Genomic DNA, 13083 nt, shown 5'->3' with positions numbered 1-13083 from the left:
GCAGCAGGCGATCGCCGGGGTTTGCGCGTCGCCCGACCTGTGGTCGGAGACGTCACGCGGCGTCCGGGTCAGACCTCGAGGACCTGGCGGCCGTTGTAGGTGCCGCAGACGGAGCAGGCAGCGTGCGGCAGCTTGGGGGACTTGCACTGCGGGCAGGCCACGGTCGCGACCGCCGCGGCCTTCCAGTTCGCCCGGCGGGACCGGGTGTTGCTGCGCGACATCTTGCGCTTGGGGACGGCCACGGTTCTTACTCCTCTGTACGGGTCAGTTGCGACAGGCCCGCCCAACGCGGGTCGACCTGCTGGTGGCTGTGGTCCGCCGGCAGATCGTCCCAGTGCACCCCACACTCGGAGCACAGTCCCGGGCAGTCCTGGCGGCAGAGCGGGTTGGTCGGCAGTGCGAGCACCACCGCATCCCGCAGCGCCGGTTCCAGGTCGATCAGGTCACCCTGCAATCGACCAACTTCGTCCTCTTCGGTGGTGGCGTCCGTGGTGCTGTTCTCGTACGCGTACAGCTCCTGGATCGTCACCGTCACCGAGTCGTCGATCCCGCGTAGGCACCGACCGCACTCGCCCCGGACCGGACCGCTGACGGTCCCCGACACGAGCACGCCCTCGGACACCGACTCCATCCGCAGATCGAGTTCGAGGTCCGCGCCTTCCGGCACGCCGATCAACTCAACGCCGAGGTCCGACGGTGCCTGAACCACCCGTTCGACGGTACGCAACGCACCAGGTCGGCGCGGCAGCTCCCTCGTGTCGAGGACCAGCGGCGACCTGGGGTCGAGTGAAGAAGGCGTGTGTTTGGGCATAGTCAGACTCCGGCCGGTGAGAGGCCGACAAACGAGGTTACCTGGACAGGCACTCGAACGTCGAACCGGGGGCGGCCCCACCGCTGGCGGCGGGGCGGATGCGGGTGGCAGGCCAACTCCGAACGATCGCCGGTTCCCGGACGGCCGCCGGACTCCGGTCGGCTGCCGGTTCTCCGTCGGTCACCGGCTCTGGTCGGTGTGGCGGGAGGGTCGCGGCACCGATGCGGTCGCGCCGCTCAGAACGGTAGCGGCCGCTCCGTCTCCTCGCCACCGAAGGTGCCGATCTCCCGTAGCGCGTGCATCTTGTCCCGCCCGCGCTCGATGGAGGCCAGCGCCCGGGTGAGGAACTGCTCGAAGTTGGCCAGCGCGGTGTCGACGTAGTCGTCGACCTCCTCGCGGAGGCGCTGCGCCTCGGCGCGGGCCTCGGCGATGATCCGGGCGCCCTCGTGCTCGGCGGAGACGGTGATCTCGTTCACCGAGACCAGGCGGGCGTGCTCCGCCTCACCCTCACTGATGATCCGGTCGGCCTCCCGCTTGCCGGCCTCCATGATCTTGTCGCGCTCTTCGAGAAGTGCCGCAGCCCGGCGCAGATCTGCCGGCAGCTCGGCGCGCAGCTCGTCGAGAGCAGCGATCATCTCGCCCCGATCGACCATGCAGTTGTTGCGCGACATCGGGACGGAGCGCGCCTGCTCCACCATGGCAATCAGTTCCTCGATGCGGTCGAGCGGGTCCACCGGCACCTCACTCCTGTCGTTGGTCAGACCGACCTACATCATGCGGGCTGAAGCCAGTCTCCCGCCTCACCCAATGATGTCGTCCCCCACCCCACCCAACCGCCACCCCCTCCCTCCGGCGAGTCGCCCACCCCTCCTCCCCCGCGATCTTGCACTTTCCGTCCCCCCAAAAGCCGCACACGGGGCATATCCCCGACCAGAAGTGCAAGATCGACGGGGAGAGGGTGGGTGAGGGTGAGGGAGGAAGGGGAGGTCAGGCCGGGGGTGGGGGGGTCAGGCGGGTTTTCAGGGCTTCGCGGACTATGTCGGGGACGTGGGGGGTTACGTCGCCGCCCCATTTGGCCACGTCCTTGACGAGGCTTGAGGAGAGGAAGGAGTAGAGCGGGTTGGTGGGCATGAACAGGGTCTCGACGCCGGCCAGGCCGATGTTCATCTGCGCCATCTGCAACTCGTAGTCGAAGTCGCTTACCGCTCGGATTCCCTTGATCAGCACACTTGCCTGCTGGGCTCGGCAGAAGTCCACCAACAGCCCGCGGAAGGACTCCACCCGGACGTTGTCGTAGGAGGCGGTCACCTCGCGGAGCATGGCTATCCGCTCCTCGACGGTGAACAGTCCGGTCTTCGACTGGTTGATCAGTACGCCGACGATCACCTCGTCGAACAGCCGGCTGGCCCGGCCGACGATGTCGAGGTGACCGTTGGTGACCGGATCGAACGAGCCGGGGCACACCGCACGTCTCATGATCGGCGACCGTACCAAAGCGTGGTCTCGCCGTACCGACGACTGCGCTGGCCAGTGATCCCCTCCACCCAGTCGACCGGCCCGCTGCGGGTGGAGCGCTCCACCACCACCATCGCGTCCGGGGCCAACCAGCCACCGTCGACCAATGCGGTGAGCATGGCACGCACCCCGTCGTCCGACAGCGAGTACGGCGGGTCGGCGAAGACGACGTCGTACGGTTCGCCGCCGTCCGGGCCGGCCGCCAGCACGGTGCTGACCTTCCCGGTGACCAGCCGAGCGGCGGGTGCCGCCCGCAGGATGGCCATGTTCTCCCGGATCACCCGGGCCGCCCGGGCGTCGGATTCGACAAGCAGCACATGCCCGGCCCCCCGGGACAACGCTTCGAGGCCGACCGCGCCCGAGCCCGCGTACAGGTCGGCGAAGCGCGCCCCGACCAGGTCGAACTCCGCCTGCACCGAACTGAAGAGCGCCTCGCGTACGCGATCGGCGGTGGGTCGGGTGCCGGAACCCGGCGGTACGGCGATGCGTCGACCACCGAGGCTGCCGGCCACGATCCGGGTCATCGCCGCCTCCCGACCATGCCTCGGGGGCCGCCCCCACACCCGCGCACGCCGTCGAGCCTGCTTCTGCTCATGGCGCCGACGCTACGCGACCCCCGGGTGACCCCCGCAACGGACCACACCGCCCGAAGTCGGTCAGATCGATCGCACGCGATGCAGACCGCCCCCGGCAAATCACTCTACGTAGATCAAGCATTTCATGTTCATCACATCATCCTTAGTGATCGCTGAGGGCTGTCTCGATATCGACGATCTCGCTAGGGTCTGCCCGATAACCGGCTCATCGATGCCGGATCACCGCACGGGAGGCACCCTCTCCGGCGCGGCACAGCTCCGCCGACGCCGTCCGTTCCTCCCGCGCCGCCCCTGACGCTTCTTCACCCCGGGAGTACGCGTGTTCCGACCCAAGCTGTCGCTACGGCGACCGCTGGCTGTCCTGGCAGCCGCCATCATCGGCTCGACCGGTGCAGCGGTGGTGGCGGCCACTCCGGCCAGCGCCCACCACACCACGATCACCGGCACCGTCGACTGTGACCGACTCACCGGCGAGCGGGTGATCACGTGGACCGTGGTCAACAGCGAGCGCCACAAGACCGCCACCATCACCAGTGTCACGGCCGATCCGGCGACCCCGGTCCTGCTCGTAGCTGAGGGTACCGACGGCACCGCCGAGCTCAAGGGCACGCCGATTCCGAAGGCCGGCCAGGTCCAGGGGGTTCAGCGGGTCCCCGGCGACACCCAGCGCGCCACGCTGACTGTGGAGGCCGCCTGGTTCCAGAAGGGCGACTCGCAGCGCAAGAAGCCTCCGACGTCGAAGGACCACAAGACGATCGAGCTCGGCGCCGACGGCGCGTGTGCGCCGGCACCGAAGTGCGTCGACGCCGGCGACGCCAAGTACAGCCACACCTTCGACGGCCCGAAGGGCACCGCGACGGTGAAGCTGGCCGGTGACCTGCCGCTGTGCGGCGAGGAGAAGCAGTACTTCACCCTGGTGTCGTACTTCGCGCCGCGCCCGCAGTTCGCCACCCCGCAGTACGTCTACGGCACGCCGGACAGCGATTTCCTCGGCGGCACCCAGACCGAGATCGAGCTGAAGGTCGACGTTCCGGACTGCCACACCCAGGTCGACCTGATCTGGGGTGGGGTCGACGAGGTCATCGACCCGCTTGTGGAGAACGGCCCCCGCTACGGCTCCAAGAAGCTCGGCGACCGGGGTGCTCCCGGCAACCGCTCGACCGGCCCGCAGGGCTGGTACAACGGCGGTGACAAGAACTGCACCACTCCGGCGGCCACCTTCGCCTCCGCCTGCGACGGCACCGTCACCGTCTCCCTGAGCAACGACGGCTCGATCTCCAAGTACCCGGTCGAGTTCGAGGTCCGGGGCGAGAACGGCTTCTCCGAGAAGGTCACCGTCGAGCCGGGCAAGGCGAACAACGAGACCGTGGTGCCGGCCGAGCACGCCGGCGCGATCGAGGTGCTGGTCGACGGCGAGGTGATCGACAACGGCAGCTACAAGTGGGAGCGCCCGGAGGACTGCCCGCTGCCGACGATCACCGCCGACGCCACCTGTGAGACCTTCGCGCTGACCGCGTCGAACCCTGAGGGCGCCCAGCCGGTCAAGGTGGACTTCACCTACGGCGACAAGACCGAGAGCCGTACGGTCAAGCCGGGCTCGTCGGAGTCCGTCACCTTCCCGGCCGGCGACGACGAGGCCGCGCTGGTCTCCCTGCCGGAGCTGGAGCTGGAGCTGGAGGTCGTCTACGCGCCCGAGGGCTGCGGGGGTGGCGGAGGTGGCGAGGAGCCGCCCGGCCTGCCGGTGACCGGTGTCGCGGCCGGTGGCATCGCCGCAGGCGCGATCGTCCTGCTGGCGGTGGGCGCGGTGCTGTTCGTCATGGCCCGGCGGCGGCGGATCCACTTCACCGCCTGAGCCGCCCCTGAGGGTGCCCTCGCCGCACTGAGGACACCCCGCAACACCTGACCCGAAGGCGCGTCGACCGGTGGTCGACGCGCCTTCGGCGTTCCCGCCCCATGACGGCAGTCGCTCGATCCGGGATCGAGTGCGATCACACAACGCCCAAGCGGGAGACGGGTGGGTCAGCCCTTTTCGAGGTACTCGGCGCGGTCGGCGTCGACCAGGGCCGCCACCGAGGCGGCCAGCGCCGGCTGGCGGGTCAGCTCCGGGTCCTCCTCGACAAGCGTGATCGCCTCCGCCCGCGCGTCGCGGATCAGATCGGCGTCCCGCAGCAACGACAACAGCCGCAGGTGGGAGCGCCGCCCGGACTGGGCGGCACCCAGCACGTCGCCTTCGCGCCGCTGCTCCAGATCCAGCTCGGCGAGCTTGAAGCCGTCAGTGGTGGAGGCGACGGCGTCCAACCGCTCCCGGGCGCTGGTGCCCTCGGTCGCCTCGGTGACCAGCAGGCAGAGCCCGGGGGCACTGCCCCGGCCCACCCGACCGCGCAGCTGGTGCAGCTGGGAGACGCCGAACCGGTCGGCGTCCAGCACCACCATCATCGTCGCGTTGGGTACGTCCACACCGACCTCGACCACCGTGGTGGCCACCAGCACGTCCAGCTCACCGCCGGCGAAGGAACGCATCACCGCGTCCTTCTCGTCGGCGGGCAGCCGGCCGTGCAGCACGCCGATGCGCAGCCCGTGCAGGGGTCCTTCGGCCAGCAACGGCGCGACCTCGGTCACCGCCAGGGGCGGGCGTCGACCGGTGTCGTCCACCGCCGGTGCTTCCTCCTCGGCACCGGCCGTGGAGTCACCGATGCGCGGGCAGACCACGTACGCCTGATGGCCGTTGGCGACCTCCTCGCGCAACCGACGCCAGGCCCGGTCCAGGAAGGCCGGTTTCTCGGCGGCCGGCACCACGTGCGAGGCGATCGGTGACCGACCCCGGGGCAGCTGGGAGAGGGTGGAGATCTCCAGGTCGCCGTAGACCGTCATGGCGACCGTCCGAGGGATCGGCGTGGCGGTCATGACCAGCACGTGCGGGGGCTTTTCCGCCTTGGCCCGCAACGCGTCGCGCTGCTCCACCCCGAACCGGTGCTGCTCGTCGACCACCACCAGACCGAGGTCGGCGAAGTCGACGCCCTCGTACAGCAGGGCGTGGGTGCCCAGCACGATGCCGGCGGCACCGCTGGCGACCTCGGCCAGCGCGCGCCGTCGGGCCGCCGCGCCGAGTGAGCCGGTGACCAGCTCGACCCGGGTGGCGTGCTCGGCGGCGCCCAGCTCACCGGCCTGGGCGAGCGGGCCGAGCAGGTCGAGCATGCCCCGGTAGTGCTGGGCGGCGAGCACCTCCGTCGGGGCGAGCAGCGCGGCCTGCCCGCCCGCGTCGACCACCTGGAGCATGGCGCGCAGCGCCACCACGGTCTTGCCGGAGCCGACCTCGCCCTGCAACAGCCGGTGCATCGGATGCTCGCGGGCCAGGTCGGCGGCGATCTCCGCCCCCACGTCGCGCTGCCCACCGGTCAGCTCGTACGGCAGCCGGGCGTCGAAGGCGTCGAGCAGGCCACCCGGACGCGCCGGCCGGGCCCGTGCGGGTGAGGCGGCGGCCTGATGCTTACGCCGGACCAGGGTCAGCTGCACGGCGAACGCCTCGTCCCACTTCAACCGCCGACGGGCCCGGTACAGCTCCTCGCGGCTGGACGGCCGGTGGATCTCCCGCAGCGCGCCGCCCAGCCCGACCAGGTTCCGGCTGGCCCGTACGCCCGCGGGCAGCGGATCCTCCGGCGGTGCCACGGTGTCCAGCACCACCCGGACGCAGCGGGCGATCACCCAGGTCGGTACGGCCGCGGCAGCCGGGTAGACCGGGATGAGTGCCCCGGCGAACTCCTCGATCTGTTCGGTGGCCGCCGCCTCGCCGTCGGTCTGGTCGCCGAGCAGGACGTACTCCGGCCCGTTGAGCTGCCGTTTGCCCCGGAAGTCGGTGACCTTGCCGGCGAACAGTCCCCACCGGCCGGGCCGCAGTTCCCGTTCGCGCCACGCCTGGTTGCCGAAGAAGGTGAGGGTGAGGGTGCCGCCGGAGCCGTCACCGACGGTGACCTCCAGCAGGTTGCCCCGGCGCTGCCGCATCGGGCGTACGGCGGTGCGCTGCACCTGGGCCAGCACTGTGACCTGCTCGCCGACGTCGAGCGCCTTGATGTCGGTGTGTTCGCCACGCTCGTCGTAGCGGCGCGGGAAGTGGTAGATCAGGTCACCGGCGGTGTGCAGGTCGAGGTGGCCGGCGAGGGCCTTCGCGGTCTTCTCGCCGACCAGCTTCTTCAGCGGTGTGTCCATGGTCGACGCCTCTGCGGTCATTCGACACCCACCAGCAACGGATAGCGTGGCTGCCCGCCCGGATACGTCTGCACCTCGACGAACGGCCACCGTCGGGTGATGTGCGTGCACACCGCGTCGGTCAGCCCGTCCGGCGCGTCCGCGCCGACGAGCAGGGTGACCATTTCACCGCCGCCACCGAGCATGCCGTCGACCAGGGCGACGCAGGTGTCGATCAGGTCGGTGCCGATCAGGTGCACCTCCCCCTCGACCAGGGCGAGCACGTCGCCGGTGCGGCAGGGGCCGGCGACCGTGAGCGCATCGCGCCCGGCGTGGCACACCTCGGCGTACCGGCAGGCCCCGGCGGCCTCGGCCATCGCGATCACGTCGTCCTCGAAGTGGCGGCGTGGATCGCGTACGGCGAGGGCGGCCAACGCCTGCACCGGTGACCGGGTGGGCACCACGCTGACCTTGACGCCCGCCCGGTGCGCCTCCTCGGCGACCTGGTTCGCCACCGCCTGCGCGTCCGGGTCGTTGGGCAGCACCACCACCTGGGCCGCCCCGGTGCCGAGCACCGCCTCCAGCAGTTCCCCCGTGGAGGGGTTGCCGGGCACCACGACCGCGCCTTCCCCGGCGAACAGCTCGGCGATCCCGGCACCGGCGGCGACCACCACGGCGGCCCGGCCGTCGGACACCGGTGCGGGGGCGGGTGGGCGCTGGTCGGCGAAGCGGGTCACCGAGATCTGGTACGGGCGGCCGGCCACCACACCCGCCTCGATCGCCGCCCCGACGTCGTTGACGTGCACGTGGACCTGCCAGGTGTCCTCGTCGCCGACCACCACCAGGGAGTCACCGAGGGCGTCAAGCGTGTCGCGCAGCCGGGCCACCGCCTCGGGCTCGGCGTCGAGCAGGAACTGCACCTCGTAGGCGTACTCCGGGGAACCGGTCTCCCGGGCGGCGGTGGCCGGCGGCGGCACGCTGCGAGCGGCGGTGGGTGCCGGCAGCCCGGGTCGCTCCGGGCTCTCCCCGGTGATCACCTCGACCAGGGCGTCCAGCAGCAGGCACAGCCCCCGCCCACCGGCGTCGACCACGCCGGCGCGGGCCAGCGCCGGCAACTGCTCGGGGGTACGGGCCAGCGCCTGCGCCGCGGCTCCGGCCGCCTCCCGGGCGACGACCGGCAACTGCTCGCTGTCGGCCTGCTCGGCCGCGCCGGCGGCGGCGGCGACGACGGTCAGCACGGTGCCCTCCACCGGGCGGGCCACCGCCGCATAGGCCGCGCTGGTCGCGGCACGCAGCGCGGTGGCCAACTCCGGACCCCCGACCGTCGGGGTGGTGGCCAGCGCGTCGGCGAAGCCGCGCAGGATCTGCGACAGGATGACGCCGGAGTTGCCCCGGGCGCCGAGCAACGCCCCCCGGGCCATCAGCCGCAGCGCGTGCCCGTGCGGGGTCGCGGCGCCGTCGGCGACGGTGTCGAGGTCCATCGCCAGCGCCTGCTGCGCCGAGGTGAGCGTCAGCACCAGGTTGGTGCCGGTGTCGCCGTCGGGCACCGGATAGACGTTGAGATCGTCGATCTCCCCCTGGTGCCGCTGCAACGCGGCCAGCCCGCTGGCGCACCAGCGGCGCACGGCGGCGGCATCGAGGGTGTCCAGCACGCTGGGAAGCCTACTGGCGTACGCTGACAGTCGCCGCAAGGCCGGGCGTGTCCGGCAGGCGCCGCGAGGCCGGGCGTCGTCCGTTTCCCCGCCCCTGCCTGGCGGCGGTGACCGTCGCAGCGAGGCGTGACCGCCGATGCCGAGCCCGGTTGGGCGGGGCCTTCCACCATCGGGTAACCTGGCCAGGTTGCCCGGGCTGCGCCTGGCGGCGACCTCATGAACGTTTCAATCCCAGGAGTATCCCGTGGCTAGCGTGTGCGACGTCTGTGGCAAGGGACCGGGCTTCGGCCACAACGTGTCCCACTCGCACCGGCGGACCAACCGCCGCTGGAACCCGAACATCCAGTCGGTGCGTACCCCGGCCGGTGGCGGCACGACCAAGAAGCTCAAGGTCTGCACGTCCTGCATCAAGGCGGGCAAGGTCACCCGCGCCTGACGCGGTAGCACCCACGATCTGTTGATGCCGGCGGGCCCTCGGTGGCCCGCCGGCATCGTCGTGTCCGCATCTCCGCGTCAGTCGGAGCGGCTGTTAACAGGGGGCCCTTCCTCTACCGCAGGCGTTAAGAAGGTGCCCTTCCTTTCACCTCAGAGGGTGCGGCCGAAGGAGAGGCAGCCGGGCTCGTCGGCGTAGTAGCCGAAGTTGGGGATGCGCTCGTAGCCGGCCGAGGTGTACATCGCGATCGCCTCGGGCTGCCGGTCGCCGCACTCCAGGATGAGCCGCTTGCGGCCCTGCTCGCGGGCGGAGCGTTCGATGGCCGCGAGCACCGTACGGGCCACGCCGCGGCCACGGGCCTGCGGAGCGGTGTACATCCGCTTCAACTCGGCGGTCTCGCCGTCGCTGCCGTGGCTGCGCCAGCCGCCGCAGCCGACCGGCTGCCCGTCGAGGTGGGCGACGAGGAAGGTGCCGTGCGGCGAGGTGAACTCGCGCGCGTCGACAGGCGTCTCGTCGCCGTCACCGCCGTACCGGGCGCCGAGGTCGGCAAGCGCGGAGGTGATCAGCTGCTGCGCCACCGGAGAGTCGAACGGCACCACGTGAATCTCGATTTCCTGCACCGGTGAAGCGTACGACCGAAGCGGCCCGTCACCGCCGCCGACCTGGGCGGACAGCGTTCGGCAGTGACCGATCACTCACTCAGCGAAAATGGTCCCAGCCACTCGGGCCGTCGAACGGCGCGCCGTCCACCGTCACGCCCCGGCCCTCGGCGACCCGGCCGATCTCGCGCCACCCGTCAGGCAGCACCGTCGCGGACGGGAAGGTCGCGACCAGCGCATGGTCGTCGCCACCGGCCAGCAGCCAGGCGTACGGGTCGACACCGAGCGCCTGCGCCGCGTCCCGCATCTGCGGCGGCACCTCGAAGGCGTCCCGGCGCAGGTCGACGGCGACCCCGCTGGCCTTCGCCACGTGCCCCAGGTCGGCGAGCAACCCGTCCGAGACATCGATCATGGCGGTGGCGCCGAGCCGGGCGGCCGCCGGACCCGCCGCGTAGGGCACCTCCGGTCGCCGGTACGCCTCGACCAGCAGCCGGGGCGTCCGGAAGCCGCGGGACAGCACGGTGAACCCGGCCGCCGCGTAACCGGTACGCCCGGCCAGGGCCACCAGGTCGCCCGGCCGGGCACCGGACCGGGTGACCGGCGACCGGCCGGCCAGGTCGCCCAGGGCGGTGACCGCGATGGTCAGGGTGGGGCTTGCCGACATGTCGCCGCCGACCACGCTGGCGCCCACGCTCGCCGCCTCGGCACCGAGCCCGTCGGCGAGCTGCTCGACCCAGCCGGTATCCACGTCGGCCGGCACACAGAGCGCCACCAGCAGGGCCGTCGGCTCGGCGCCCATGGCCGCCACGTCGGCGAGGTTCGCCGCCGCCGCCCGGCGGCCGATGTCGTGCGCCCCGGCCCAGTCCCGGCGGAAGTGCCGCCCGTCCACCAGAACGTCGGTCGAGGCGACCACCCGGGCGTCCGGCGCGGTGACCACCGCCGCGTCGTCGCCGGGGCCGAGCAGCACCGTCGATCCGTACGACAACCGGGCGGTGACCCGGTCGATCAGGCCGAACTCCCCGACCTGTGCGACGTCCACAGCGCCGCTGTCGCCCCGCTCGCTCACCGCTTCTCCTTGACCACCGATAGGGATCACACCTGGTCCGTAAGGTACTTTCTCCCTTCAGGCCGTCTGGCAGGCGGCGACGGAGGGAGGTCGAGTCGTGGTACAGGCGTACATCCTCATCCAGACAGAGGTCGGCCGGGCGCGTGACGTGGCCGGTCTCATCGCGGATCTCCCCGGCGTGGTCCGGGTCGACGCGGTGACCGGGCCGTACGACGTGGTCGTGCTCACCGAGGCGAACACCGTCGACGAGCTCGGCAAACTCATCGTCAGCAACGTGCAGATGGTGCCCGGCATCACCCGCACACTCACGTGTTCGGTGGTGCGGTTGTAAGTGTCCAGGATTTCCGAATCCCCCGGCGAGACCCGGCGTGCGAAGGACGCCGCACCGGCAGCCGACCGGACCAGCCGCACCGCCGCGCTGGTCGCCACGGCCGTGGCGCTGCCGGTGGCTCTCCTGGTAGGCACCCTGGCCTTCGTCAATCTCGCCCCGGACGGCTCGACCGCCACGCCGGAGCCCTCGCCGAGCGCGCCTCGGCCGCAGTCCACCGCGCCGGTCGAGATGGCCGCCCCGGCGCTGGCCGAGCGGCCGGCGACCGTCTGCCGCGCCCTGCTGTCGCAGCTGCCCGCCTCGATCCGCGACCTGCCGCAGCGGCCGGTGAGCGCCGGGCCGGAGCAGAACGCCGCGTACGGCGATCCGGCCCTGACGGTGGCCTGCGGCGGGTCCGAGCCCGAGGTGGCACCCACCGACCACATCTACCTGGTCAACGCGGTGTGCTGGCACGGGGTGGAGGAGGCGGACGCCACGGTGCTGACCACGCTCGACCGGGAGACCGCGGTGACCGTACGGGTGCCGCACTTCTACGGCGAGGCGTTGCAGTGGGCCGCCCCGATCGCCACCACGGTCGTCGCCTCGGTCCCCTCGGCGGGCCCGGTCCCGTCCGGTTGCACCTCCTGACCCGGCCGCCCGCGGTCGGCGTCGGCCGGGCCAGGCCGGTCAGTACTGGCCGGTGCCCCGGGTCAGGGCGGTACGGATGAGCCGGTCGACAAGCTTCGGGTACTCCAGCCCGGAGGCCGCCCACATCCGGGGGAACATCGACGTCGGGGTGAAGCCCGGCATCGTGTTGATCTCGTTGAGGTAGACGTCCAGTTCCGGGGTGACGAAGAAGTCGGCCCGGGCCAGTCCGGCGCAGTCCAGCGCGGTGAAGGCCCGTACGGCGTAGTCACGCACCTGCCGGGCGACCCGCTCGGGCAGGTCGGCCGGGACGTCGTACTCGCAGGCGGACTCCGCGTCGATGTACTTGGCCTCGAAGTCGTAGAAGTCGTAGTCGCCGACCACCCGCACCTCGGCCAGCACGGACGCCTCGGGCGTGCCGCCGGCCTCGCCCTCCAGCACGCCGCACTCGATCTCCCGGCCGATGATCGCGCCCTCGACCAGCACCTTGCTGTCGATCTCCCGGGCGATGGCGATCGCGGCCTCCAGGTCGGCCCAGTCGCTGACCTTGCTGACGCCGAACGACGATCCGGCCCGCGAGGGCTTGACGAAGACCGGCAGGCCGAGGCGCTGCTTGTCCTCCTCGCTCAACGTCATGCCGCTACGCAGCACGGCGTACGGGCCGATCGGGATGCCCTCGGCGGCACAGATCTTCTTGGTGAATTCCTTGTCCATGGCGGCGGCCGAGGCGAAGACCTTCGCCCCCACGTACGGGATGCCCGCCATCTCCAGCATGCCCTGGATGGTGCCGTCCTCGCCGTAGGCGCCGTGCAGTACCGGGAAGACCACGTCCACGTTGGCAAGTGCCCGAGGCCCTTCGGTGGGGTCGAGCACCAGCAGGCCGCTGCCGGTCGGGTCGGCTCGCAGCACGATGTCGGCCCCCGACTCGGCGGTGATCTCCGGCAGCCGGCGCGAGTTGATCGCCAACTCGGTCGGGTCGCCGCTGGTCAGCACCCACTGACCCGCGCGGGTGATGCCGACCGGCACCACCTCGAACTCGTCGGGGTCGAGCGCGCCGAGCACGCTGCCGGCGCTCACACAGGAGATGCCATGTTCCGGGCTGCGGCCGCCGAAGACGATCGCCACGCGGGTCTTGCCTGGGGTGGTCACTGCGGTCACCTTTCCGGGACGCACTGCTGGCGCTCTCCCGGATGACCTTACTGTGCGTGGCGAGATCGGGAAGTCGATACCCCACGAGACCGTAAGGCGGGCGCAATCGGTCAAGAAGCCCTATACCG

14 protein-coding genes are annotated in these 13083 nt (G+C 71.5%); 4 read left to right on the top strand and 10 right to left on the bottom strand.

From position 1 onward, the window contains the following. Positions 1 to 68: 68 nt before the first annotated feature. The 5 genes from rpmF to rsmD form a co-directional block, all read right to left on the bottom strand. Positions 69 to 242, bottom strand: a complete 174-nt coding sequence (gene rpmF / locus Vgi01_RS12130) for a 50S ribosomal protein L32 (RefSeq protein WP_013732077.1) — start codon at positions 240 to 242, stop codon at positions 69 to 71. Between the two features lie 5 nt (positions 243 to 247). After that, complete coding sequence (locus tag Vgi01_RS12125) at positions 248 to 811, bottom strand: YceD family protein (RefSeq protein ID WP_102659874.1); 564 nt, start codon at positions 809 to 811, stop codon at positions 248 to 250. A 236-nt stretch (positions 812 to 1047) separates the two neighbouring features. After that, a complete protein-coding gene (locus Vgi01_RS12120; RefSeq protein ID WP_102659891.1) occupies positions 1048 to 1545 on the bottom strand; it encodes an SPFH domain-containing protein in 498 nt (165 codons plus the stop codon). A gap of 253 nt (positions 1546 to 1798) precedes the next feature. Continuing rightward, entirely contained in the window at positions 1799 to 2287 is a 489-nt protein-coding gene (coaD, locus tag Vgi01_RS12115; RefSeq protein ID WP_043719906.1) for a pantetheine-phosphate adenylyltransferase, read from the bottom strand. Next, on the bottom strand, positions 2284 to 2850 hold the full coding sequence (gene rsmD, locus Vgi01_RS12110; protein ID WP_102660151.1) for a 16S rRNA (guanine(966)-N(2))-methyltransferase RsmD: 567 nt from the start codon (positions 2848 to 2850) through the stop codon (positions 2284 to 2286). Before rsmD ends, coaD begins: the two co-directional genes overlap by 4 nt. A gap of 391 nt (positions 2851 to 3241) precedes the next feature. Between rsmD and Vgi01_RS12105 the strand changes: the two genes are divergently transcribed. Next, complete coding sequence (locus Vgi01_RS12105; RefSeq protein ID WP_204291060.1) at positions 3242 to 4774, top strand: cell wall anchor protein; 1533 nt, start codon at positions 3242 to 3244, stop codon at positions 4772 to 4774. 167 nt (positions 4775 to 4941) lie between these two features. On the opposite strand, the gene recG is transcribed toward Vgi01_RS12105, so the two are convergent. Further along, positions 4942 to 7146: an ATP-dependent DNA helicase RecG gene (gene recG / locus Vgi01_RS12100; RefSeq protein WP_204291059.1), complete on the bottom strand. Its 2205-nt coding sequence runs from the start codon at positions 7144 to 7146 to the stop codon at positions 4942 to 4944. Then, on the bottom strand, positions 7143 to 8756 hold the full coding sequence (gene fakA, locus Vgi01_RS12095) for a DAK2 domain-containing protein (RefSeq protein WP_204291058.1): 1614 nt from the start codon (positions 8754 to 8756) through the stop codon (positions 7143 to 7145). The genes recG and fakA overlap by 4 nt, the downstream gene beginning before the upstream one ends. Positions 8757 to 9000: 244 nt before the next feature. Here fakA and rpmB point away from each other — a divergent pair, with 244 nt between their 5' ends. After that, entirely contained in the window at positions 9001 to 9192 is a 192-nt protein-coding gene (gene rpmB / locus Vgi01_RS12090; RefSeq protein WP_007075181.1) for a 50S ribosomal protein L28, read from the top strand. A gap of 149 nt (positions 9193 to 9341) precedes the next feature. Here the strand turns inward: rpmB and Vgi01_RS12085 are convergent, their stop codons facing one another. Further along, the gene (locus tag Vgi01_RS12085) at positions 9342 to 9809 is read right to left on the bottom strand and encodes a GNAT family N-acetyltransferase (protein WP_204291057.1); all 468 of its coding nucleotides are present in this window, start codon (positions 9807 to 9809) and stop codon (positions 9342 to 9344) included. 79 nt (positions 9810 to 9888) lie between these two features. Beyond that, positions 9889 to 10854 (bottom strand): thiamine-phosphate kinase, encoded by a 966-nt coding sequence (locus Vgi01_RS12080; protein ID WP_204291056.1) that lies wholly within the window; start codon positions 10852 to 10854, stop codon positions 9889 to 9891. A gap of 97 nt (positions 10855 to 10951) precedes the next feature. On the opposite strand from Vgi01_RS12080, the gene Vgi01_RS12075 reads away from it, so the two are divergent. Both Vgi01_RS12075 and Vgi01_RS12070 read left to right on the top strand, forming a co-directional pair. After that, positions 10952 to 11185, top strand: coding sequence for an Lrp/AsnC ligand binding domain-containing protein (locus tag Vgi01_RS12075; protein WP_013732068.1), 234 nt, complete (start codon positions 10952 to 10954; stop codon positions 11183 to 11185). A 9-nt stretch (positions 11186 to 11194) separates the two neighbouring features. Further along, positions 11195 to 11809, top strand: a complete 615-nt coding sequence (locus Vgi01_RS12070) for a DUF3515 family protein (protein WP_233197003.1) — start codon at positions 11195 to 11197, stop codon at positions 11807 to 11809. A gap of 39 nt (positions 11810 to 11848) precedes the next feature. Here Vgi01_RS12070 and Vgi01_RS12065 read toward each other — a convergent pair whose 3' ends face one another. After that, positions 11849 to 12955: a D-alanine--D-alanine ligase family protein gene (locus Vgi01_RS12065; protein ID WP_204291055.1), complete on the bottom strand. Its 1107-nt coding sequence runs from the start codon at positions 12953 to 12955 to the stop codon at positions 11849 to 11851. Between the last annotated feature and the right edge of the window lie 128 nt (positions 12956 to 13083).

It is taken from the genome of Micromonospora gifhornensis (assembly GCF_016863515.1).
GTDB lineage: Bacteria > Actinomycetota > Actinomycetes > Mycobacteriales > Micromonosporaceae > Micromonospora > Micromonospora gifhornensis.
The sequence above is the reverse complement of the archived record's forward strand: the minus strand, read 5'-3'. Positions and strand labels throughout refer to the sequence as shown.

Bases quoted from the DNA above. Each gene is read 5' to 3' on its own strand.
- recG (WP_204291059.1), bottom strand. From the start codon at position 7,146: ATGACCGCAGAGGCGTCGACCATGGACACACCGCTGAAGAAGCTGGTC.
- coaD (WP_043719906.1), bottom strand. From the start codon at position 2,287: ATGAGACGTGCGGTGTGCCCCGGCTCGTTCGATCCGGTCACCAACGGT.
- Vgi01_RS12125 (WP_102659874.1), bottom strand. From the start codon at position 811: ATGCCCAAACACACGCCTTCTTCACTCGACCCCAGGTCGCCGCTGGTC.
- rsmD (WP_102660151.1), bottom strand. From the start codon at position 2,850: ATGACCCGGATCGTGGCCGGCAGCCTCGGTGGTCGACGCATCGCCGTA.